This is a genomic window from Kribbella sp. NPDC004536 (assembly GCF_042873835.1).
Classification (GTDB): Bacteria; Actinomycetota; Actinomycetes; order Propionibacteriales; family Kribbellaceae; genus Kribbella.
The window spans coordinates 2916133-2939260 of sequence record NZ_JBIALY010000001.1 but is presented as its reverse complement, the minus strand read 5'-3'; the positions used below and the strand labels follow the sequence as shown (position 1 = coordinate 2939260).

Sequence of the window (23128 nt, the reverse complement as noted above, 5' to 3'; positions counted from 1 at the left end):
GGGTTGGGGTGTGGAGGACAGGCCCGGGGTGACGCGCGCGCACCGGCATCGGGACGCGGTCGAGTGGGACGTGGCTCGACGGCTCGCGCATGCCGTGGCACGGCCGGGCGTGGTGGTTTCCAAGCCCCTCGACGACGCGGACGGGTGCGTGCTCGGTACACCGCTGGTCGCGCCCGTCGCCGTACCGCCGGTGGACCGGTCCGCGATGGACGGGTACGCCGTCCACGGCGACGGACCGTGGCGGATCATCGGCCACGTCGAGGCCGGCGCCGCGGATCCCGGAACGCTCGAACCGGGCGAGGCCACCGGGATCGTCACCGGTGCGACGGTGCCCGTCGGCGCGACGTCCGTCGTACGGACCGAAGACGTGATCGTCACCGGCGACCAGCTGGAAGGACCGGCCAAGGAGGGCCGGCACATCCGCCGCGCCGGCGAGGAGTGCCGCCCCGGCGATCAACTGCTCCCCGCCGGAGTAATCGTCGATCCGGCCGTACTGGGGCTCGCCGCGACCGTCGGCCTGAACCGCTTGACGGTCATTCCGAAGCCGACCGTCGCCGCGGTCATCACCGGCAACGAACTCGTCCACCGCGGCCCCTCCGCCCCCGGCCGCGTCCGCGACGCGATCGGCCCGATGCTCCCAGGCCTGATCACCCGCGCCGGCGCGCAGAACGGCGTACTCACGCATCTACGGGACGACCGCGACGAACTGGTGAAAACGATCCAGGAAACCCAGGCCGACGTTGTCCTTGTCTCCGGATCGTCAGCTTCCGGACCCGCCGACCACCTCCGCGCCGTCCTCACCGGCCTCGACGCGGAGCTGATCGTCGACGGCGTCGCCTGCCGCCCGGGCCACCCGCAAGCACTCGCCCAGCTTCCCGACGGACGCCTCGTCCTCGGCCTCCCGGGCAACCCGCACGCCGCGCTCGTCGCGTTCCTGACGCTCGGCGTCGCGGCCATCACCCGGATGCGCGGCCTCCCGCTCCCCGAACTCGCGAACATCGCCGTACCCGGCGGCATCACCTGCCACCCCACGAACACCCGTCTGGTCCCGGTCCGCCTCACGCCGCAAGGCGCCGTACCGGTCGGCCACGGCGGCGCGGCCATGCTCCGCGGCCCCGCGATCGCCGACGCGCTCGCCGTCGTCGCACCCGGCCCGTCCGAGGCGATCGCCGCCCGGCTGCTCCCGGTCGACCCGGGCACCAGGTGGTACTTCGGCTGAAATGTCGAGGTGACCGCGATGCCTACGATGTCCCGGGTATGAACGACTACGGAGTGACCGGTGCGACCACCGGTGTCGAGGTCCTGATGCACCTGCCGATCCACGAGCTGTGGTCCGGCGTTACCGCGATCGAGCGGTACGGCGAGTGGAGCCCCGAGTGCTACTACGGCGCGTGGCTCGAGCCCCGTGCACGTTTCGAGGCGCGGAACCGGTTCGCGGGTGGGCTGGAAACGTACGTGACCTGTACGGTCACCGTCTTCCAGGAGCCGAAGCGGTTCGGCTGGGACGTGTACGGCGGCGAGGAGCTTCCGCTGGCGCACTGGGAGTATGAGCTCGTGGATCGCGGCGCGGAGACGCTCGTACGGCAGACGTTCACGCACGGTCCCGGGGACAGCGGGCTGCGGATGGGCGTCGTGAAGTACCCGGATCGGGCTGCCGAGATCATCCAGGGACGGCTCGACGAACTGGCAGCGAACATGCGTACCACGCTCGCCGCGATGGAAACCGCCCTCAGCTGATCAGGACGCCTCGCTGGCTGCCTCCGGCGGCGGAGCGGTCCACAGGCAGTCGGCCTGGCCGGCGTCCAGCGCCTCCTGGTAGCAGCCGACCTTCCAGGTGATGACGTTCAGGCATTCGTTGAGCGCAGCGAGCTGCTCGCTCACGTAGTCCTGATGACTCTTCAGCAGCGCCAGCCGGTCCGCCTCGTTCCCGGGACCCTGCCGGACCAGGTCCGTGTACTTGCGGATCGTGTCCAGCGGCATCCCGGACGAGCGGAACTTGATGCACATGTCCAGCCACTCGACGTCGTCCTCGGTATAGACCCGCCGCCCGTTCGACTCCCGCCGTACCGCGCCCGCCAACAGCCCCTCACGCTCGTAGAACCGCAGCGCGTGCACACTCAGCCCGGTCCGCTCCGCCACCTGCCCGATACTCAAGCCAGCCATACCCTCACCTTAGATCAACGGTTTCAGCGCCGAGAGGGCTTGATGTACGTCGGCCTGCGTCGTGTAGATGTGGAACGACGCGCGGAGCTTGCCGTCGCGGACCGCCGCGCGGATGCCGGCCGCGGCGAAGGCCTCCTGCGCGCCGGGGAGGTTCGTACTGACGATCGCGCTGTCGGACGGTTCCAGGCCGAGGCCGGCGCGGAACTCGTTCGCGAGCCCGAGGTTGTGGCGGTTGATGGTCTCGACGCCGATCTGTTCGACCAGCTCGAGCGCGGGCGCGGCGCCGACGAAGCTGAACCAGGCCGGCGACTGGTCGAAGCGGCGCGCGCCGGGATCGAGCTCCATCGCCGGGCCGTAGTACGAGCCGTGCACGTCGCGGGCCGCGTACCAACCGGCCGCGGACGGGCGGCACCGCTCCTGCAACCGCGGCGACAGGTACCCGAGCGTGGCGCCGCGTGGCGACATCAACCACTTGTAGGTGTGGGTGATCAACGCGTCGATACCGTCCACGCGCAGCGGGAGCCAGCCCACCGCCTGGGTCGCGTCGATCACCACCAGCGCGCCGATCTGCTTGCTGGCGGCAACTACCGCCGGCAGATCGAGGACGGCGCCGGTCGACGACTGCACCGCACTCACCGCGACCACGTCGATCCCCGGCGTGATGGACGCGACCAGGTTCTCCGACGGTACGGCGACCACCTGGACGCCGCGATCCGCGTGCACCTGCCACGGGAACACGTTCGACGTGAACTCCACGTCGTCCGTCAGCACCTTCGCGCCGTCCGGAACCGCGTACGCGATCGGCGCCACCGCCGCGGAGACCGTACTCCCGACGAACACGTCGGCCGCGTCCGCACCGACCAGCCGGGCGAACGACTCGCGCGCCCGCGTCGTCGACTCGTCCCACGGCTCCCAACTGGTCGCGCCGACCCGCCAGTCGGCCAACGCAGCCTGCAACGCCTCCCACGCCACCCGCGGCGGCAGCCCGTACGACGCGGTGTTCAACCAGCCCGGCTCCGGATCCCACATGTCCATGCGCACCACCTTAGGCAGGACTTGACCTAGACAACGCTCTAGCTCCTAGCGTCGGGGCACCGACAACGAAGGAGCTGCAGAGATGCGATACCGCACGCTGGGTGCTACCGGGATCGAGGTCAGTACACACTGTCTCGGGGCGATGATGTTCGGCGCGGTCGGCAACCCCGACCACGAGGACTGCGTCCGGATCATCCACGCCGCGCTCGACCAGGGGATCAACTTCGTCGACACCGCGGACATGTACTCGGCCGGTGAGTCCGAGGTGATCGTCGGCAAGGCGCTCAAGGACCGGCGCGACGACGTCGTACTCGCGACCAAGGTGCACTTCCCGTTCACCGAGGGCCGCAACCGCAGCGGCAACTCGCGGCGCTGGATCACCCGCGCGGTCGAGGACAGCCTGCGCCGCCTCGGCACCGACTGGATCGACCTGTACCAGATCCACCGGCCGGACCACACCACGGACATCGAGGAAACCCTGTGGGTGCTGAGCGACCTGGTCAGCGCCGGCAAGATCCGCGCGTTCGGCTGCTCGGCGTTCCCGGCCGAGGACATCGTCGAGGCGTACCACGTCGCCGACCGGCGCGGGTACGGCCGGTTCCGGACGATGCAGCCGACGTATTCGATGATGGCCCGCGGCATCGAACGCTCCGTACTCCCGACGTGTCGCCGGCTGAACATGGGCGTGCTGACGTACAGCCCGCTCGCGTTCGGCTTCCTGTCCGGGAAGATCCGCAAGAACCAGCCGATCGACATGACGTCGGGCCGGGCCGCGATGGCCCCCGAGCGCTTCGACCCGACGCTGCCCGCGAACGCCGTGAAGTACGACGCCGTCGAGCAGTTCGCCGAAGTTGCCGACGGCATCGGTACGACGCTGCCCGAACTCGCGATGGCCTTCGCCACCACGCATCCCGCGGTCACCTCGGTCATCTCCGGCCCCCGCACCATGGACCAGCTCAACGGCCTGCTCAAGGCCGCCGACCTCACCCTCGACGACAAGACCCTCAACCGCATCGACGAGATCGTCCCACCCGGCACCGACCTGTACCGCGCCGACATGGCCTGGCAACCCCAATCCCTCAGCGACGTCGACCAACGCCGCCGCCCGTCGGCTGAGCGCTGATCCGCTTCGACGGTCGTATCGTGGGTGATGAACCCAGGGAGGGTGCCATGAGCTTTGACAGGCCCGGTTTGCCGCATCCCGGTCATGAGCTGGATCCCGCGGTCGAGGATGCCCTGCGTGAGGAGGGTGTCGAACTGACCGATGACGACGAGCCGGATGTCCCTGAGCACCCGGGTGGGCCGTCGGCCGGGCCGCAGCCGAACCCGCCACGCCGTCCACCGCACGACAGCGCGGACTGAGCTCTCGGCTACCGTGGCGGCCATGGGGACGCCGTGGCGGTGACGAGATGGCGGTGACGATGCGCGACGTCGCGCGCGAGGCCGGCGTGTCTCCGAAGACCGTGTCGAACGTGATGAACGGGTACCCGTACATCCGCGAGGAGACCCGGACCAAGGTGCTGGCCGCGATCGACGCGCTCGGCTACCGGATGAACCTGTCCGCCCGGAACCTGAAGTCCGGGCGGACCGGGGTGATCGGCCTGGCCGTGCCCGAGCTGAGCCTGCCGTACTTCGGTGAGCTCGCCGACCAGGTCATCGACGCGGCCGACGAGCACGGCCTGACCGTGATGATCGAGCAGACCGGCGCGGACCGGGACCGCGAGCTGACCGTACTCGCACGGCCGCGCGGTCACCTGGTGGACGGCCTGCTCTACAGCCCGCTCGGCCTCGGCCAGGACGACATCGACCAGCTGAAGTCGAACACGCCGATGGTGCTGCTCGGCGAGCGGATCTTCCACAGCCCGGTCGACCACGTGATGATCGACAACGTCCCCGCCACCAAGGCCGCCGTCGAGCACCTGCTCGCGATCGGCCGCCGGCGGATCGCTGTCCTCGGCATCCACCCCGGCGAGAAGGTCGGCACGGCCGCGATCCGGTACGGCGCGTACGCCGAGACGCTGGTCGAACACGGCCTCGAGGTACCGGCGGAGCTGGCGTTCCCGGCCGGCCGCTGGCACCGCTCGACCGGCGCGGAGGCGACCGAGCGGCTGCTCGCGTCCGGCCTCGACTTCGACGCGATCCTCGGCCTGAACGACACCCTCGCCCTGGGCGCGCTCCGGGTCCTGCACCAGCACGGCCGCCGGGTTCCCGACGACGTCGCGGTGGCCGGTTTCGACAACATCGACGAGGCCAGCTACAGCAACCCGACCCTGACCACGGTCGACCCGGGCCGCGCGGAGATCGCCCGGAAGGCGGTCGACCTGCTGGTCCGCCGGATGGCCGGCGACGACTCCGAACACCAGGAGATCGCCGCCCGGCACGAGCTGCACATCCGCGAATCCACGCTCGGCCGCAGCTGACGTCTTGACGCTCCCGGAGCCTCCGTGCGATCTTCTACACCGATGTACTACATCGGTGCAGAAGCGTCACCTGGAGGACTGAATGCCCTCTTACTCCCCTGGGCGTCGAGCAGTACTTGGTGGCCTGCTCGGCGCGTTCGCTCTGACCGGCTGCGGAACCCTCCGCGGCAAACCCAAGGTCCGGGAATGGAACCTGTTCGGCGGCGGCGACGGCGCCCGCCTGCTGCAGATCCATCAGCAGTACGTCGCCGAGCACCCGGACGTCGCGTTCCAGGCGCACACGCTGGCCTGGGGCCCGCCGTTCTACACCAAGCTCGCGATGTCCGCGGCCGGTGGCCGGGCGCCCGAGGTCGCGACCATGCACATGTCCCGGATCAAGGGCTTCAGCCCGACCACGATGCTCGACCCGATCCCCGTCGACCTGCTGAACGCCGCCGGGGTGCAGCAGTCCGACTTCCTGCCGGCCACCTGGGACCGCTGCGTGGTCGACGGCAAGCTGTACGCCGTACCGCTCGACCAGCACCCGTTCGTGCTCTACTACAACACCGAGATCTGCAAGCAGGCCGGGCTGCTCGGCCCGGACGGCAAGATCAAGCCGGTCAAGGGCGTGACCCCGTTCCTCGACATGCTCCGGGCGGTCAAGAGCGTCACCGGGAAGTACGCGGTCTCGGTCGACACCACCAGCCCGTGGCGGCTCTGGTACACGTTGTACGGCCAGCTCGAGGGCAAGTTCTTCAACGACGACGGCACCCGGCTGGTGCTCGACGACGCCAAGGCGCTCGAAGCCCTCGACCTGATCTCGAAGCTCGCCGCCGAAGGGCTCACGCCGCGGTCGGCGAACTACGCGGCGCTGGTCGCCCAGTTCAGCAACGGCGACGCGGGGATGAGCTTCAACGGCGAGTGGGAGGTCACGACGTACCAGACCGCGAAACTGCCGTTCAGCATGGCACCGTTCCCGGTCGTGTACGACGTACCGAAGTTCCAAGGGGACTCGCACACGTTCGTACTGCCGCACCAGTCGCACCGCAACGCCGACGACACCAAGGCGACCGTCGAGTACATCGCGTGGATGCTGAAGCACAGCGCGGAATGGGCGGCCGGCGGGCACATCCCGGCGTACCAGCCGGTCGTGAAGAGCCCGGAGTACCTGAACCTCAAGCCGCAGGCGGAGTACCGCAGCGTGGCGCCGGACGTGCTGTACGACCCGGACGCGTGGTTCAGCGGCTCCGGCGCCCAGCTGGAGAACGAGGCGGCGGCCGCGTTCAGCGGGATCGCGAGCGGACAGGCCACCCCGAAGGCCGCGCTCGCGCAGTTCAAGGCCGCCACCCAGAAGCTCCTCGACACCCCGTCCCCGGTCTGACAGGAGGACCCCCTGATGGAAAGAGCGGACTGGAAACAGCGCTGGGGCGGGCTGTTCTTCGTCGCACCCTTCCTGCTGCTGTTCGTCGTCTTCATGCTGTGGCCGATCGTTTCCGGCTTCTGGAACAGCTTCTTCAACACCAGCCTGGCCGGCGTCAAGCACGAGTTCCTCGGCCTGCAGAACTGGCGGGACCTGTTCGGCGACCCGGCCGTCTGGTCGTCGCTGAAGAACACGCTCGTCTTCACCGCGATGAGTACGCCACCACTGGTGATCGTGGCGCTCGTGATGGCGTTGCTCGCCAACCGCAAGGGTCTGCTCGGCTGGCTGCTGCGGTTCTCGTACTTCGCTCCGTTCGTGCTCCCGGCCACCGTCGTGACGCTGATCTGGGTGTGGATCTACCAGCCTGGGTTCGGCCTGGTGAACGGGCTGCTGACGGCGGGCGGGTTCGCCGAGATCGACTGGCTGAACACCGACAACCGCGCGATGCTGGCCGTGGTGATCACGACCGTCTGGTGGACGGTCGGGTTCAATTTCCTGCTCTACCTCGCTGCCCTGCAAGGGATTCCGGAGCAGGTGTACGAGGCGGCCGCGATCGACGGCGCGAACGGCCGGCAGCAACTGTTCCGGATCACGCTGCCGCTGCTGAGCCGGACCACCGGGCTGATCGCCGTCCTGCAGCTGGTCGCGTCGCTGAAGATCTTCGACCAGATCTACCTGATGACCAACGGCGGGCCGAACTACGCGACCCGGCCGATCATCCAGTACATCTACGAGTCCGGCTTCACCAGCTACCGGATCGGCTACGCGTCGGCGATCTCGTACCTGTTCTTCGCGATCATCGTGATCGTCGCGGTGGCGCAGTTCAAACTGTTCTCCGGCCGAGGGGAGTCGGCATGACCGCCGTGCTGGAGTCCGCGACGTCGGCCTCGCCGACGACCAGGCCCGCCCGCAGCGGACCGGTGAAACCGCGCTGGACGTTCGCCGGTACGGCGACCACCGTCGGCGCGGTGATCCTCGCGATCGTCTGGGTGGTGCCGTTGCTCTGGGCACTGGACACGTCGCTGAAGCCCGAACCCGAGACCACCCGCGCGCCGATCACGTGGTTCCCGCACTCGCCGACCACGGAGGCGTATCGCAGCGTCATCGCCCAGGGCGACCTGATCCGCTGGTTCCTCAACAGTACGGTCGTCTCGATCCTCGTGACGGCGCTGACGCTGGTCGTCTCGGTGCTCGCGGCGTACGGATTCTCGCGGACGTCCTTCCCGGGCCGACGGGTGATCTTCGGCGTGATCATCGCCGGCATCCTCGTACCGCCGCAGGTGCTGATCGTGCCCCTGTTCCAGGAGATGACCCGGCTCGGCCTGGTCGACACGTACTGGGGCATCGTGCTGCCGCAGGTCGTCGCGCCGGTGATGGTGTTCGTGCTGAAGAAGTTCTTCGACGGCATCTCCCGCGACTACGAGGACGCCGCCCGGGTCGACGGCGCGTCCCGGTGGCGGATCGTCTGGAGCGTGATGGTGCCGATGTCGCGGCCGATCCTGGTTGCCGTCGGCATCTTCACGTTCATCGGGGCCTGGAACAACTTCCTCTGGCCCTTCATCGTGACCACCGACCCGTCAATGATGACGATCCCGGTCGGCCTCGCCAACGTGCAGGGCTCGTACGGCCTGCGCTACGCCCAGATCATGGCCTCGGCCGTGCTGGGCGGTCTGCCCTTGCTGATCGTCTACGCCTTGTTCCAGCGCAACGTCGTCCGCGGTGTCGGCGACGCCGGGATCAAGGGCTAGACACCTATGACAGGAGCCACCTGGTGCCCTCTGCCACTCTGACCATCGACCCCGCGTTCACGATCGCGCCCGTGAACCGGCGGACCTTCGGGACGTTCGTCGAGCACATGGGCCGGTGTGTCTACACCGGCATCTACGAGCCCGGCCACGCGACCGCCGACGAGAACGGATTCCGCAAAGACGTCCTGGAACTGACCCGGGAGCTCGGTGTTTCCGTGGTCCGGTATCCCGGCGGGAACTTCGTTTCCAACTACCGCTGGGAGGACGGCGTCGGACCGCGGGACCAGCGGCCGCGCCGCCTCGACCTCGCCTGGCATAGCATCGAGACCAACGAGTTCGGGCTGGACGAGTTCAACCAGTGGTGCGCGAAGGCCGGCGTCGAGCCGATGATGGCGATCAACCTCGGTACCCGCGGTGTCCAGGAGGCGCTCGATCTACTCGAGTACACCAACCACCCCGGCGGCACGGCGATCTCGGATCTACGCGAGTCACACGGCGCGTCGCCGTACGGCATCAAGCTCTGGTGCCTCGGCAACGAGATGGACGGGCCGTGGCAGGTCGGCCACAAGACGCCGGCCGAGTACGGCCGGCTCGCGGCCGAGACCGCGCGGGCGATGCGGATGATCGAGCCGGAGCTCCAACTGGTCGCGTGCGGGTCGTCGTCGTCGAAGATGCCGCTGTTCGGGACCTGGGAGCGGGACGTACTGCGCGAGACGTACGAGTTCGTCGACTACATCTCGTGCCACGCGTACTACGGCAACGACGACGGTGACACCGCGTCGTTCCTGGCGTCCGCGGTGGACATGGACCACTTCATCGATTCGGTCGTCGCCACCGCGGACCACGTCGGCGCGGAGCTCAAGAGCAGCAAGAAGATCGGCATCTCGTTCGACGAGTGGAACGTCTGGTACGGCGAGCGCTCCCGCCGCACCGACGGGCCGGCCGACCAGTGGGAGGTGGCGCCGCGCCGGATCGAGGACGAGTACAACGTCACCGATGCGGTTGTCGTCGGCAACCTGCTGATCTCGTTGCTGCGGCACAGCGACCGGGTCGGCGTCGCCTGCCTGGCGCAGCTCGCGAACGTGATCGCGCCGATCATGACCGAGCCCGGCGGCGTGGCCTGGCGGCAGCCGACGTTCCACCCGTTCGCGATCACTTCCCGGCTCGCGGCCGGCCAGGTGCTCCGGCTCTCGACCGACTCCCCCACGGTGCACACGGACCGGTACGGCGACGTGTCGGCCGTGGACGCGGTGGCGACGTACGACGAGGGCAAGGTCGCGGTGTTCGCCGTGAACCGCTCGACCGAGGGTCCGGTCGAGGTCACGATCGACGTCAGCCGGACCGGTGTCACGTCGGTCGACGAGGCCGTGATCGTGCACGACGCCGACCCGCTGGCCACCAACTCGGCCGCGCACCCGGACCGCGTTACCCCACAACCGGCCGACGCGCGGCTGGTCGACGGCCGGTTGACGATTACGCTACCGGCGATCAGCTGGACAGCGCTTTCTCTGGCTTGATTGCCTCAGACTAGGTGCCCGTGAGCACTCAGTCCGACGTTGCCGAGACCAATCGGCTCGAAGCCTTCAGTGACGGCGTCTTCGCGATCGCGATCACCCTCCTCGTCCTCGAACTGCACGCCCCCGAGCTCGAGGAGGGTCAGCGGTTGTGGCCGGCGCTGCTGGACGAGTGGCCGCAGTTCGCGGCCTACCTGGCCAGCTTCGCGATCCTCGGCATCATGTGGGTCAACCACCACTCGATGTTCCGGCAGATCCAGCGCGCCGACCGCGGGCTGATGTTCCTGAACCTGTTGCTGCTGCTGTGGGTGACGCTGCTGCCGTTCCCGACCAGCCTGTTCGCCGAACACCTCGAGGACGACAACGGGCACGTCGCCGGCGCGGTCTACAGCACGACGCTGACGCTGGCCGCGATCGCGTTCAGCCTGATCTGGTGGTACGTGCTGCGCCACCACCTGGTCGAGCACACCATGTCCAAGGCGGAGATCCGCAAGTCACTGATCCGCTACTCGGTCGGCACCGTGATCTACGGGGCGACGATCGGGCTCTCGTTCGTGTCCGCGCAGCTCACCTTGGCGGTCGTGTTCCTGCTGGCGCTGTACTACGGGTTCGAGCAGGTCAGGACCCGCGGCGGAACTGCGTGATGTAGATGCCCGGGGCAACTTCGAGGCCGCCCGTCCTCGTGTAGCCCCGGGACAGGTAGAGGTTGACCGCCGGGGTGTTCGCGGATCCGGTGGAGACCTCGCTGACCGGGCGCGGCTCGAGTTCGTCCAGGTGGTCGAGCAGCGCCCGGCCGTGGCCGCGCCGGGCATGCCGCGGATCCACGATCAGCCGGGAGATCTCGACGGTGCGGTCGTCCGGCAGCTCGTACGCGACCGCGCCGACGAGCTGCGTACCGTCGTACCGGCCGAGCCAGAACTCGGTCGAGGCCATCAACTCGTGTAGATCCTCCTGCAGGGGAGGGATTCCGTCGAACCCGATCAGCTCCGCTTCCACGGCGTACGCGGCGTGCTGGATCTCCAGCAGCCGTTCGGCGAGGTGGCGGTCGGAAAGGTCGAGCGAGGTGATCACGGGCGCCAGGTTACGCGGCCTTCCAGTACCCCAAGGACTTCACGCGGTGCTTGGGGACCGCGAGCTCCTTGAGGACGTACGAGGTGAGGGCGCGAGTGGTCGTGGTGTCGCAGGCGATCCAGACGAACGCGTCCGGCGTGACGAAATCGCGGAGCTCGGTCTTGACGTTGGCGACCAGGTCCTGCCGCGGCACGGTCCGGAGGTCGTGGTGATCCGCAATCCGGAACGGCAGCTCGCGGTCCGCCTCGTGGGTGGTCTCGAACCAGATCGTCGCGGGCAGTTCCGGCGCGGCCCCGAGCAGCGAGTTGATCGCGGGCAGCGACGCCGGGTCGCCGACGACGAGCAGCCTCGGCGGCAGCGGATCCGGTACGTCGAACCCGGTCCCCTGCACCGTGGCCTCGATCGTGTCGCCGGGCTCGGCCTTGCGCGACCAGTCGCTCGCACACCCGTCGTGCAGCGCGAACTCCAGGCTGAACGTGCCGGCCTCGACCTTCGGGTCGACCAGCGTGTACGCCCGCTGGTGCGGTTTGCCCGCGTTCTCGAACCACAGCCGCACCCACATCGTCGGGTGGACGCCGATCTCCTCGAGTAGACCGCCGTCGGTGAAGTGCACCCGGCGATAGCGTTCGGTGACCTGCTCGGCACCTGTCACGGTGAAGGTGAAGTCCTTCGCGCGGAACAGCTTGAGCACCACGCCTTCCCAGCCGTGCCTCACGATGGACCTCCAGCGAGAATTGCAGTTGGCATTGCCGATAGCTGCCGCGTAAGTTAGCCAAGCCTAACCTAATCGATGTGGGGGATGTTTGTGAACGCGAGGGTGTTCCGGGACACGTACGGCGTACCGCACCTGCAGGCCGGGGACCCGCTCGCGCTGGTGTACCTGCAGGGCGTGAACGCCGCTCGCGATCGCGCTTGGCAGCTCGAGCTGGAGCGCCGGCGTTGCCTCGGGACGACCGCCGCGTTCCTCGGGGCGGAGGCGGTCGCGTGGGACGTGTTCGCGCGGCAGGCGCGGCTGGCGGACACGGCACAGCGGTGCTTCGAGTCGCTCGACGCGGAGACGCAGGAGTGGGTGTCGGCGTACGTCGACGGGGTGAACCACGCGCTGCCGGGCGGGGCGCTCCGCGCGCCGGAGTTCGCCGAGACCGGGCTGACGTTGCAGAAGTGGGAGCCGTGGACGCCGCTCGGGATCTGGCTCGCGGTGCACATCCTCTTCGCCGGCTTCCCGTCGAAGCTTTGGCGTACGCACGTCGCCTCGCTGCTGGGGGACGAGGCGCTCGAGTTGTTCTCGTCGGAAGGTCCGCATGGCGCGGGGAGCAACGGGTGGTTGATCCCTGGTTCGCACACCGCTTCGGGTTCGGCGATTGTTGCGGGTGATCCGCATCGGTACATCGAGAGCCCGGGGGTCTACCAGCAGATCCGGCTGACGTGCCCGGAGTACGACGTACTCGGGCTGGCGGTTCCGGGGATTCCGGGGCTGGCGCACTTCGGTCACACCGGGACGGTCGCGTGGTCGATCACGAACGCGATGGCCGACTACCAGGACCTGTACGCCGAGCGGCTCCGGCGGACGTCTACTCGTGTAGAGGCGTTAGGCCCGGACGGCTGGGAGCCGGCCACGGCGCACACCGAACTGGTGGAGGTCGCCGGCGCGGACCCAGTCGAAATCGAGGTCATCGAAACCGAGCGCGGCCCGGTAATCATGAACGCCGCCGGCGCGGACGGTAGCAGCGCCGACGGGGGTGGCGCGGATGGCGGCGCGTTCGGGGGTGGTGGCGGCGCGTTCGGGGATGTGGTGGCGGTTTCGTTGCGGTATCCGCCGCGGGTGACTGGGCGGCTTGGGTTCGAGGTGATGGGGCGGTTGCTGCGGGCAACCACTGTCGAGGATGTGGACGCCGCGTTCGACGAGTGGGTCGAGCCGGTCAACGTCGTACTGGCCGCCGACACCGCGGGTGGGCTGCTGCACCGGACGGCCGGGGTCGTGCCGCGGCGGGAGCGGTCGAACATGCTGCGCGTCGTTCCGGCGTGGGAGCCCGGGCACGAGTGGGACGGCTGGCTGGAGCTGCCGCGGGCCGACGTGGACGGGCCGGCCGTGATGGCCAATGCCCGTGAGCTGGCCGCACCGCTCGGAGTCGAGTTCGCGGCACCGCATCGCGCGGACCGGATCCGCGAACTGGTGAACGCGCGCACCGACTGGTCGGTCGACGACATGCCGGACATCCACCGCGACACCTACCTCGGCTCAGCCGGCTCCATCCTCGACCTGCTGTTCGGACTCGTCGACCTGTCCCCCCAGGCAGTTGCCCTCCGCAACGAGCTGCTCGGGTGGGACCGGCGGATGGACGCGGACAGTACGACGGCCTCGTCGTACGCCGCCCTCCGCAAGGCGCTGATCTCGCGGCTCACCGACCACTTCACGGTGCTGGAGGACGCCGACGTCGCGGACATCTTCACGCCGTGGATGGATCCGCTGACCCACGTCTCGTACGCACTCGAGAACCTGGTCGCGACGGACCTGATCCCGCAGGTCAACCTCCGCTGGCTCGCTCGCGAGGCCCTGGAAGAGGTTGCGGCGAACGGCCCGCGACCACCGTGGGGCGAGACGCATCAGCTCTCGCCGCTGCACGCGCTGCGCGGGCCGGTGTTCGCGGCGCACGAGGAGCCGATCGACCTCGGGCTGTCCGGCGACCATCACTGCGTGATGTCCACGTCGAGCATGCCCGGGTTGACGGACGTGTGCATTCGCGCGTCGGCGGCCCGGTACGCCTGGGACCTTGCCGATCGCGGGGCCAGCCGCTGGATCGTCCCGCTCGGCGCGTCCGGCGTACTCGGCGATCCCCATCACCATGACCAGCTCCCGCTCTGGCTGAACGGCTCCCTCGCACCTGCCACCGGGTCCACACAGCGTGAGGTTCCAGATTTCCGTGTCGCCGTCGACGGCTTCGGCACTGTCCGCATCGACGAGGCCGACCCAGAGCGCGATCTGGACCTGATCCACGAATGGGTCACGGCGGAGCGGGCGGTGTACTGGGGAATGCAGGCGCTGTCGCGGGACGAGATCGCCGCGACGTACCGCTTCCTGGACTCGGTGCCGACGCATCACGTGTACGTCGTGCGGCTGGACGACATACCGGTCGCGCTACTGCAGACGTACGACCCGCAGGCGGATCCGGCCGGCGCGGCGTACGACATCGAGCCGGGCGATCTCGGCGTCCACCTGCTGATCGCGCCCGGCGACCCACGCCCCGGCTTCACCGGCCACCTGATCGAGGCGCTCGCGACCTTCGTCTTCGAACATCTCGGCAACCCGCGCATCGTGGTCGAGCCCGACGCCCGCAACACGGCCGCGATCACCCGCTTCCACCGCAGCGGCTTCACCCTCGGCCCGCAGTCGAAGATCACCTACCCCGACGGCACCACGAAGGCGGCCCAGTTCGCGTTCTTGACCGTCAGTCCTTGACGGCGAGCACCGCGGCGATCAGGCGTTGGTAGTCGGTCAGGTCGTCGGGTTCGTCGTCGTTGCGCCACTCGACGGCGGGGACCAGGCCGGGCTCCAGGACGGTGAAGCCTTCGCCGTAGAGCGCGAGGATCTCGTCGTCGGTGCGCCAGCGGCCGCGGCCCAGGGAGCCCTGGAGGACCTGCTCCAACTGTTGGCTGCGGGGGTCGTTCTCGCTGCGGAAGTGGCTGATGAAGACGTGGCTGCCGGCGGCGATGCGGTCACGCCAGAAGGCGACGATCGCGGCCGGGTCCTCGTCGTCGTTGACGTGGTGCAGGACGGCGCTGAAGATGACGCCGACCGGCTTGCCGAAGTCGATCAGCCGGACGGTGTCCTCGTTCTCGATGATGCTCTTCGGGTCGCGCAGGTCGGCCTGGATGACGGTGGTGTTGTCGTTCTCGGCGAGCAGCGCGCGGCCGTGGGCAAGCACGATCGGGTCGTTGTCGACGTACACGATCTTGGTCTCCGGCGCGTACCGCTGCGCGACCTGGTGGACGTTGTCCGCGGTCGGCAGCCCGCTGCCGAGGTCGACGAACTGGCGGATCGGCGTCGTCCGGACGATCTGGTCGACCGCGCGGACCAGCGCGCCCCGGTTGTCGTACGCGATCACCCGGGAGCCGGGCAGCTCGTTGATGAACCGGTCGCCGAAGGCACGGTCGATGGCGAAGTTGTCCTTGCCGCCGAGCAGGTAGTCGTAGGTCCGGGCGATGCTGGGCTTGGTCGTGTCGAAGCCCGGGAACGGGGGCTTCTCGTCTGCGTCGGCCATCGCGCGGAGTCCTTCCTAGTGGTGACAGCAGTCACTCTATGCGAGCTCGAAACTACCTCGCTCCCGACCCCGGCCTGTCCCGCCGTGTCATCGAAATGTCATCGCTGCGCGGGACCGTGGGCGGATGAACGGTCATACCGCCTTTACCGTGGAGGTCCCGCTCCGATGACTGTCACCATGCTCAAGTTCCAGCAGGTCCCGGCGCACACCGGGCTCGCCGAGCTGCTCGCGTCCGCCGAGGACGAAGTGGTCGCGATGAACACGTTGTCCGGCCCGGTGTTCGGGCCGCGCGACGTCAAGCCCGGCGTGCGGTACCGGGCGATCTTCCCGGACCACACGCGGATCAGGCCCGCGGCCGGACTGGGTGCGCTCGCGCTGGCCGGGGTCGCGGTCCGGACGATCCCGCAGGTACCGATGAACGCGATCGTGATCGACGGATCGGTCGCCGTACTCCCCGCCGACACCACCAACGGCAGTGTCGCGGTACTGCGACTGACGAGCGTTGTCGTGACCGCGTTCGAGTTGTTCGAGCGGATCTGGCCGGACGCCGTACCGCTGACCGGCACCTACGTACCGGACGAGGCCGGCCTGTCGCTGCGGGAGCGGGAGCTGCTCCGGCTGCTGGCACTCGGCGCGACCGACGAGGTGACGGCGGCACAGCTCGGCATCTCGGTGCGGACGGTTCGCCGCACTGTGGCGCAGCTGATGAACCGTCTCGGTGCCCGGAGCCGCTTCCAGGCAGGCATGAAGGCCGCAGACCGCGGCTGGCTGCTGGAGGGCGCGTGGCCGGCGCAGAGCACTCTGGCCGACGACGTGATCACCGCCGCCGGCTGAGGGACGTACGAGTTCAGTTCAGTGTGTGCTTCGGTACCACCTGGTGGCCGGACGGACGGCGCTCGTGTGTGCTGGTCTGCGCGGTGGTCGCAGTGTCGTGCACCGCGTGGTCCGGGGTGCGTGGCGCCGGGCAGACAGGGCCGTGGTGGATCGGACCACCGCCCAGCTTCCGGCTCTTCCACTGCTTTTCTTCGTAGTCGTAGTAGGTGTCGACGCCTCCGACTGTCATCCGGTCCTCCCGTCAAACCCCCCGGTCCCCTGCTGGCTCATCCACAGTCGGTCACGAAGGACCCGGGCACAAGCGATTCCGGAAATCACCACGGATCAACACGCTCGAACGCCGAGTTCTGTTGGAATGACCCACAAACGTGCTGTTTGTCCGGTAAATCTCACACCGCGACGATCGCGACGCCGTGACCCGGCAACCAGAGGCCGTGGTCCACGACCTCCGCGGCGCCGAACGACATCACCAGGTACTCGGGTTCCTGGTCCAGCGGCACCAGCGCACTGTTCGCACTGAGGTTCGCGACCACCCGCAGGCTGCCGCGCCTGACCAGCAAGGAATTCTCGTCGAACTCGATACCGACGGAGCCGAGCGAGTCGTCCCGCAGTTCCGGCATCCGGGCGCGGAACTTCAGCAGATGCCGGTACCACTCGAGCACCTCCCGGTGCGGCGCCTCGTCCGGCTCGGACCAGTCCAGCACCGAGCTCCGCCAGGTCTCCGGGTCCTGCGGGTCCGGAATGTCTTCGGCGTCCCACCCGAACTCCGCGAACTCCCGCCGCCGCCCGGTGCGCACAGCGTCTGCCAGCGCAGGCTCCTGGAAGTCGGTGAAGAACCTCCACGGCGTCGATGCGCCCCATTCCTCACCCATGAAGAGCATCGGCGTGTACGGCGACGTGAGGACGAGCGCTGCGCCGATCGCGAGCTGCCCCGGGGTCAGCGCCGGCCGGTCGCCGAGTGCGCGGTTCCCGATCTGGTCGTGCGTCGACGTGTACGCCAGGAACTGCCCGCCGCGGTGCGTCCGCGGATCGACCGGGTGTCCCCACAGCTTGTGCCGGAAGGTCGAGTAGCTCCCGTCGTGCAGGAACACCTTCGTCAGCGTCTTGGCGAAGACCGCGGGATCGCCGAAGTCCACGTAGTACCCGAACCGTTCTCCGGTCAGCAGCGAGTGCAAGGCGTGGTGGAAGTCGTCGTTCCACTGCGCAGTCATTCCCTTGCCGCCCTGAGACACAGGGTCGACCGTGCGCGGGTCGTTCAGGTCGGACTCGGCCACCAGGCCAAGTGGTCGTCCTAGCTCCTTCGACAGGGCTGCTGTTTCAGTAGCGAGCTGCTGGAGGACGTGGACCGGGCTGTCGTCCACCAGCGCATGTACGGCGTCCAGACGCAGCGCGTCGATGTGGAAGTCGCGGAACCAACGCAGAGCGTTGTCGCAGATCCACCGGCGTACCTCGGTGCTCCCCGTGTCGTCCAGGTTGACGGCCGGACCCCACGGCGTGTCGTGGTTGGTGGTGAAGTACGGACCGAAGCTACCCAGGTAGTTCCCACTCGGTCCCAGGTGGTTGTAGACCACGTCCAGGCACACAGCGAGTCCTGCGTCGTGACAGCGGTCCACGAAACGCTGCAGCGCCTCGGGTCCGCCATACGGTGCGTGGACCGCATACAGGTCGACGCCGTCGTACCCCCAGCCGTGCACGCCGGGGAACGCGGCCACCGGCATCAGCGAGACCACCTCTACGCCCAGCACGGCCAGGTAGTCCAAGTGCTCCGCAGCGGCGTCCAGTGTGCCTTCGAGCGTGAACGTACCGATGTGCAGCTCGTAGAAGACGGCACCGCGTACGTCGCGGCCGGTCCAGCTGTCGTCGCTCCACTCGAAGCGGTCCGCCTCGAACACCCGGCTGAACCCGTGCACACCGTCGGGCTGCCACGGGCTGCGTGGATCCGGGAGCGGGTCGCTGCCGTCGACGGAGTATGCGTAGTCGGTGCCGTGGTGAGCCTCGACCACATGGCGTTCCCACCAGCCGTCGTCGACGAAGCGCATCGGCAGTACGCCGTCCCGCAGTACCAGGTCGACGTTGGTTGCCTTTGGCACCCAGACGCGGAACGTGTGCATGTCAGCTCCTGACCAGCAAGGCGACGGGCAGGTCCGCGAGTAGGTCGGCGATGCCGGCCGCGCCCGCGACTTCACGGCCGGTCAACACGTTCTTCCACTGGCCACTGGGCAGTACGACCGTGCTGTCACCCCAGCCGCCCAGACGCTGCAGCGCTGCGGGCAGCCGGGTCGCTACGGTGATAACGGCGTCGCCACGTGCGAACGCGACTGCGTGTCCGTTCGACGTCGGTAGTGGGGTGTAGCTCCCCGCGAACGCGTCCGGGTACTGCCTGCGGATACGAAGCGCTCTGGACGTCACCAGCAGCTTCTCGTCGGACAGGTCGTCCGGCTTGCCTCCTGCGTCCAGGTGCTGCAGCCGCTCGATGCGGCGTGCGTAGTCCACCGGGCGGCGGTTGTCGGGGTCTACGAGCGACAGGTCGACCAGCTCGGTCCCCTGGTACACGTCGGGTACGCCGGGCATCGTCAACTGCACGAGCTTCTGTCCGAGTGTCGCTGCCCGTACGTAGTCGTTTTGGTTGTCCGTAAAGCGCCGTACCGCGTCAAGGACGGCCTGGTCGTGGAGGACCGCCGTGGCGAAGGCCGCGACGGTCTGCTCGTATTCCTCGTCCGGTGAGGTCCACGACGTGAGCCGCTTGGCCTCTCGGATCGCCTTCAACAAGTAGGCCTGCATGCGGTCCTCAGCGAGCGGACCGTCGTCCCAGGTGCCGAACAGGGTCTGCCAGAACAGGTACTCCGTACTTCCGTCCAGCAACGGACTGCGGTGGTCCTCGGACAGGCGGCGCCACTCGCGAATCGCCTCCGACCACGCGGCTGGCCGCTCCGACAGCACCCCCAGGCGAGCACGTACGTCCTCCGAGCGCTTGGTGTCGTGCGTGGAGAGCGTGGTCATCGTCTTCGGCCAGTGCTTGTTCAACCGGGACGCGTACGCGTGGAACTCCTCCGGCGAGACACCGAAGTGCTCCGGGTCCCCACCGACCTCGTTGAGCGACGTGAGCCGCAGCCACCGGTAGAACGCCGTGTCCTCGACGCCCTTGGCCATCACCGGACCGCACGTCTGCTGGAACCGTACGATCAGTTCGGCCCGCGCCTGCTCGTCGATCGTGCTGGTCTCCCGCCCGAGCAGCAGATGCAGTACGACGTCCAGCGTCGCCTGACGGTCCTCGTCGAGATTCGCCCGTGCTTTCTCGGCCGCCCGCTCCATGGCAGCAACGGCTGTGGCGGGCGCCTCCTCACCAGGGACGACGTACGCGCGGTAGACGTCGAAGTGGACGAGCAGCTCGGCCACAACCTCGTGGAACGCCCGCCTGGTGTGGTCACGCAGGCGCACGTCGTCCTGGCAGATGCGTGCGAGTAGCTCGACCAGGCGATGCACCTCGGCGTACTGACCGTGCTGGACGATCTCGCGCTTGGCCTCCTCCACCACCTGCCCGAAGTCGGCCGGTGCGCCGGTGAGCTCGGAGTGCAGTGCTGCCAGCGGTGCAGCACCCGCGGGGTCGATGAACAGACCGCCGACGCGGAGCAGCGCGTCGTAGCCGGTGGTGCCTGCGCAAGGCCAGTCTCTCGGGAGCTCCTCGTCGCCTTCGAGGATCTTCTCCACTACGACCCATGCGCCGCCGGTCCGCTCGGCCAGGCGGCGCAGGTACCCACGCGGGTCGGCCAGGCCGTCCGGGTGGTCGATGCGGTAGCCGTTGAGCTTCCCCTCGTGCAGGAGCCCCAGCAGAAGCTGGTGCGTCGCGTCGAAGACCTCCTGCGTTTCCTGACGTACTGCGGCCAGTGTGTCCACGTCGAAGAAGCGCCTGTAGTTCAGCTCCTCGTCCGCGACCCGCCAGTGCGCCAGCCGGTACCACTGCTCGGTGACGAGCTCCTCGATGGGCAGACCCTCAGTACCAGGACGCAAGGGGTACTCGTGGTCGTAGTAGCGCAGTACGTCGCCGTCGACCGACAGCTCGTTGTCCGCCAGCACCTTGCCGATCCGCTGCCCCAGGACGGCCATCAGCAACGGCTGGTTTCCCGCGCCCCAGTCGACGTCGAACCAGTCCGCGTACTGCGAGCCAGGCCCGAGCCGCAGTACCGACCACAGCGCCTTGTTGAGACTCTCCGGTGTCGGTACGGCGACGTGGTTCGGCACGACGTCCGCGATCGCGCCGAGCCGGTGCTGCGCCAGCCGCTCCGAGAGCCGGTCGAACGCGGGCCGGCCGCCCATCGGCTCGGACAGCCGGCTGTGGTCGACCACGTCGTACCCATGGGTGGAGCCGGGGGCCGCCTGGAGGACCGGCGACAGGTAGGCGTGCGAGATCCCGAGGCTCGCCAGGTACGGGACCATCGCCGCGGCGTCGTCGAAGCCGAACTCGGCGCGGAGCTGGAACCGGTAGGTGGCCTGCGGGACCTGGTTCATCCGGCGGCCTGCCTCGGGCGCGTCATCACCAGCGTGCTGCGGGCCTCCAGCTTCACCGTCGAGCCGGCCGCGTGCGCGTCGGTGTCCCCGGTGCCGGTCGGCGTGGTCGTGTCCACCACGACCGTCCAGCTCTCGCCGTACTCCTCAGGCGGGAGGAGGAACTCGACCGGTTCGAAGTTGCCGTTCAGCAACACCAGGAACGAGTCGTCGACCACGGGCTCACCCCGTGGATCGGGCTCCGAGATCGCGTCACCGTTCAGGAACACCGCGATCGCGCGGGCGTCGTCGCGCTGCCAGTCTCCGTTCTGCATCTCGGTGCCGTTCGGGGTGAACCAGACCAGGTCGCCGAGACCGTCGATTCCCGTGTCGCCGTGGAAGAACCTGCGGCGGCGTAGCACCGGGTGGTTGTTCCGTAGCTTGACGAGCGCCCGGGTGAACTCGAGGAGATGCTTCTGCGGCTCCTGCAGGTCCCAGTCGATCCACGAGAGCTCGTTGTCCTGGCAGTAGACGTTGTTGTTGCCCTGCTGCGTCCGTCCGAGCTCGTCGCCGTGCGCGATCATCGGCACGCCCTGCGAGATCAGCAGCGTGGTCAGGAAGTTGCGCTCCTGCTTGGCGCGCAGCCGCAGTACCTCGGGGTCGTCGCTGGGACCTTCGGCGCCGCAGTTCCAGGAGCGGTTGAAGCTCTCGCCGTCCTTGCCACCCTCGCCGTTCGCCTCGTTGTGCTTCTCGTTGTACGAGACCAGGTCACGCATCGTGAAGCCGTCGTGGGCGGTGATGAAGTTGATGCTCGCCAGCGGGCGGCGACTGTCGTCCTGGTACAGGTCGGACGAGCCGGTCAGCCGGGACGCGAACTCGGCCAGCGCGTACTTCTCGCCCCGCCAGTAGTCCCGGACCTGGTCGCGGTACTTGCCGTTCCACTCGGTCCACAGCGGCGGGAAGTTGCCGACCTGGTAGCCGCCGTCGCCGACGTCCCACGGCTCCGCGATCAGCTTCACCTGGCTCACCACAGGGTCCTGCTGGACCAGGTCGAAGAACGCCGACAGCCTGTCGACCTCGTGGAACTGCCGGGCCAGCGTGGCAGCCAGGTCGAAGCGGAAGCCGTCGACGTGCATCTCGGTGACCCAGTAGCGCAGCGAGTCCATGATCAGCTGCAGTACGTGCGGGTGCCGCATCAGCAGGCTGTTGCCGGTGCCGGTCGTGTCGTAGTAGTGCGACTTGTCCTGGTCGACCAGACGGTAGTAGGCCGCGTTGTCGATGCCTTTGAACGACAGTGTCGGACCGAACTCGTTTCCCTCGGCGGTGTGGTTGTAGACGACGTCGAGGATCACCTCGATGTCCGCCTCGTGCAGGGCCTTCACCATCGCCTTGAACTCGGTCACCTGCTGCCCGCGGGTCCCGGTGGACGCGTAGGCGTTGTGCGGTGCGAAGAAGCCGATCGTGTTGTAGCCCCAGTAGTTCGACAGGCCGATCTCCTGCAGATGGCCGTCCTGCGCGAACTGGTGGACCGGCATCAGCTCGATCGCGGAGACCCCGAGCTCCTTGAGGTGCTCGATGATCGCGGGGTGCCCGATGCCGGCGTACGTACCGCGGATGTTCTCCGGCAGGCCCGGATGCGTCTTGGTGAGACCCTTGACGTGCGCCTCGTAGATGACCGTCTCGTGGTACGCGTGGCCCGGCGGGCGGTCGTTACCCCAGTCGAAGAACGGGTTGGTGACCACCGAGAGCATCGTGTGCTCGCGGTTGTCCATGGTGTTCAGCTCGTCCGGCTTCGCGAACCGGTAGCTGAACAGCGACTCGTCGCCGTCGATCTGCCCGTCGACCGCCTTCGCATACGGGTCCAGGAGCAGCTTGGACGGGTTGCAGCGGTGGCCCTCGGCCGGGTTGAACGGGCCGTGCACCCGGAAGCCGTACCGCTGTCCCGGCTGCACGCCCGGCAGGTACGCGTGGTGCACGAAGCCGTCCACCTCGGTCAGCTGGACCAGTTGTTCGGTTCCGTCGTCGCCGAGCAGCGACAGGTCGACTCGTTCGGCTACCTCCGAGAACACCGCGAAGTTCGTCCCGGCGCCGTCGTACGTGGCGCCGAGAGGGTAAGGACGACCAGGCCATTTCTGCACCTGACGACAGTAGCCACCCAGACCCCCGGTAGCCGCACGGCGTCGGGTTTCGGTCCTGAGAATTC

General features: G+C 68.4%; 21 protein-coding genes. 12 read left to right on the top strand and 9 right to left on the bottom strand.

Annotation, left to right across the window (positions count from 1 at the left end; translation table 11 throughout):
* The first annotated feature begins 10 nt into the window (after positions 1-10).
* On the top strand, positions 11-1219 hold the full coding sequence (locus ACFYRU_RS14540) for a molybdopterin molybdotransferase MoeA (protein WP_387657748.1): 1209 nt from the start codon (positions 11-13) through the stop codon (positions 1217-1219).
* Between the two features lie 38 nt (positions 1220-1257).
* Positions 1258-1737 (top strand): SRPBCC family protein, encoded by a 480-nt coding sequence (locus ACFYRU_RS14535; RefSeq protein ID WP_387657745.1) that lies wholly within the window; start codon positions 1258-1260, stop codon positions 1735-1737.
* Here ACFYRU_RS14535 and ACFYRU_RS14530 read toward each other — a convergent pair whose 3' ends face one another.
* Entirely contained in the window at positions 1738-2163 is a 426-nt protein-coding gene (locus ACFYRU_RS14530; RefSeq protein WP_387657743.1) for a MerR family transcriptional regulator, read from the bottom strand.
* A gap of 9 nt (positions 2164-2172) precedes the next feature.
* A complete protein-coding gene (locus ACFYRU_RS14525) occupies positions 2173-3198 on the bottom strand; it encodes an aminotransferase class V-fold PLP-dependent enzyme (RefSeq protein WP_387657740.1) in 1026 nt (341 codons plus the stop codon).
* Positions 3199-3280: 82 nt separating this feature from the next.
* On the opposite strand from ACFYRU_RS14525, the gene ACFYRU_RS14520 reads away from it, so the two are divergent.
* The 8 genes from ACFYRU_RS14520 (at position 3281) to ACFYRU_RS14485 (ending at position 10923) form a co-directional block, all read left to right on the top strand.
* Entirely contained in the window at positions 3281-4321 is a 1041-nt protein-coding gene (locus tag ACFYRU_RS14520) for an aldo/keto reductase (protein WP_387657737.1), read from the top strand.
* A 47-nt stretch (positions 4322-4368) separates the two neighbouring features.
* Complete coding sequence (locus tag ACFYRU_RS14515; RefSeq protein ID WP_387657734.1) at positions 4369-4560, top strand: hypothetical protein; 192 nt, start codon at positions 4369-4371, stop codon at positions 4558-4560.
* A gap of 47 nt (positions 4561-4607) precedes the next feature.
* Entirely contained in the window at positions 4608-5618 is a 1011-nt protein-coding gene (locus ACFYRU_RS14510; protein ID WP_387657732.1) for a LacI family DNA-binding transcriptional regulator, read from the top strand.
* An 82-nt stretch (positions 5619-5700) separates the two neighbouring features.
* Positions 5701-6978, top strand: a complete 1278-nt coding sequence (locus ACFYRU_RS14505; RefSeq protein ID WP_387657729.1) for an extracellular solute-binding protein — start codon at positions 5701-5703, stop codon at positions 6976-6978.
* A gap of 15 nt (positions 6979-6993) precedes the next feature.
* Entirely contained in the window at positions 6994-7875 is an 882-nt protein-coding gene (locus ACFYRU_RS14500; protein WP_387657727.1) for a carbohydrate ABC transporter permease, read from the top strand.
* Positions 7872-8765, top strand: a complete 894-nt coding sequence (locus ACFYRU_RS14495) for a carbohydrate ABC transporter permease (protein ID WP_387657724.1) — start codon at positions 7872-7874, stop codon at positions 8763-8765. The genes ACFYRU_RS14500 and ACFYRU_RS14495 overlap by 4 nt, the downstream gene beginning before the upstream one ends.
* Positions 8766-8788: 23 nt before the next feature.
* Complete coding sequence (locus tag ACFYRU_RS14490; protein WP_387657721.1) at positions 8789-10282, top strand: alpha-N-arabinofuranosidase; 1494 nt, start codon at positions 8789-8791, stop codon at positions 10280-10282.
* A 20-nt stretch (positions 10283-10302) separates the two neighbouring features.
* On the top strand, positions 10303-10923 hold the full coding sequence (locus ACFYRU_RS14485) for a TMEM175 family protein (protein WP_387657718.1): 621 nt from the start codon (positions 10303-10305) through the stop codon (positions 10921-10923).
* Here ACFYRU_RS14485 and ACFYRU_RS14480 read toward each other — a convergent pair.
* Positions 10898-11350: a GNAT family N-acetyltransferase gene (locus tag ACFYRU_RS14480; RefSeq protein WP_387657715.1), complete on the bottom strand. Its 453-nt coding sequence runs from the start codon at positions 11348-11350 to the stop codon at positions 10898-10900. The two genes, ACFYRU_RS14485 and ACFYRU_RS14480, sit on opposite strands and share 26 nt — an antisense overlap.
* Before the next feature lie 10 nt (positions 11351-11360).
* Positions 11361-12065 carry a siderophore-interacting protein gene (locus ACFYRU_RS14475; RefSeq protein ID WP_387657712.1) on the bottom strand — a complete coding sequence of 235 codons (705 nt, stop codon included), beginning with the start codon at positions 12063-12065 and terminating at the stop codon, positions 11361-11363.
* 90 nt (positions 12066-12155) lie between these two features.
* Here ACFYRU_RS14475 and ACFYRU_RS14470 point away from each other — a divergent pair, with 90 nt between their 5' ends.
* Entirely contained in the window at positions 12156-14807 is a 2652-nt protein-coding gene (locus ACFYRU_RS14470) for a GNAT family N-acetyltransferase (protein ID WP_387657710.1), read from the top strand.
* Here the strand turns inward: ACFYRU_RS14470 and ACFYRU_RS14465 are convergent.
* Entirely contained in the window at positions 14797-15609 is an 813-nt protein-coding gene (locus ACFYRU_RS14465; RefSeq protein ID WP_387657707.1) for an SAM-dependent methyltransferase, read from the bottom strand. The two genes, ACFYRU_RS14470 and ACFYRU_RS14465, sit on opposite strands and share 11 nt — an antisense overlap.
* A 165-nt stretch (positions 15610-15774) precedes the next feature.
* On the opposite strand from ACFYRU_RS14465, the gene ACFYRU_RS14460 reads away from it, so the two are divergent.
* Positions 15775-16443, top strand: coding sequence for a LuxR C-terminal-related transcriptional regulator (locus tag ACFYRU_RS14460; RefSeq protein ID WP_387657705.1), 669 nt, complete (start codon positions 15775-15777; stop codon positions 16441-16443).
* 13 nt (positions 16444-16456) lie between these two features.
* Here the strand turns inward: ACFYRU_RS14460 and ACFYRU_RS14455 are convergent, their stop codons facing one another.
* The 4 genes from ACFYRU_RS14455 to glgX all read right to left on the bottom strand — a co-directional run bounded on the left by ACFYRU_RS14455 (position 16457) and on the right by glgX (position 23063).
* Positions 16457-16672 (bottom strand): hypothetical protein, encoded by a 216-nt coding sequence (locus ACFYRU_RS14455; protein ID WP_387657702.1) that lies wholly within the window; start codon positions 16670-16672, stop codon positions 16457-16459.
* 160 nt (positions 16673-16832) lie between these two features.
* The gene (treZ, locus tag ACFYRU_RS14450; RefSeq protein ID WP_387657699.1) at positions 16833-18554 is read right to left on the bottom strand and encodes a malto-oligosyltrehalose trehalohydrolase; all 1722 of its coding nucleotides are present in this window, start codon (positions 18552-18554) and stop codon (positions 16833-16835) included.
* A 1-nt stretch (position 18555) separates the two neighbouring features.
* Positions 18556-20949 (bottom strand): malto-oligosyltrehalose synthase, encoded by a 2394-nt coding sequence (gene treY / locus ACFYRU_RS14445; RefSeq protein ID WP_387657696.1) that lies wholly within the window; start codon positions 20947-20949, stop codon positions 18556-18558.
* Positions 20946-23063 (bottom strand): glycogen debranching protein GlgX, encoded by a 2118-nt coding sequence (gene glgX, locus ACFYRU_RS14440; RefSeq protein ID WP_387657694.1) that lies wholly within the window; start codon positions 23061-23063, stop codon positions 20946-20948. The genes treY and glgX overlap by 4 nt, the downstream gene beginning before the upstream one ends.
* Positions 23064-23128: the final 65 nt, after the last annotated feature.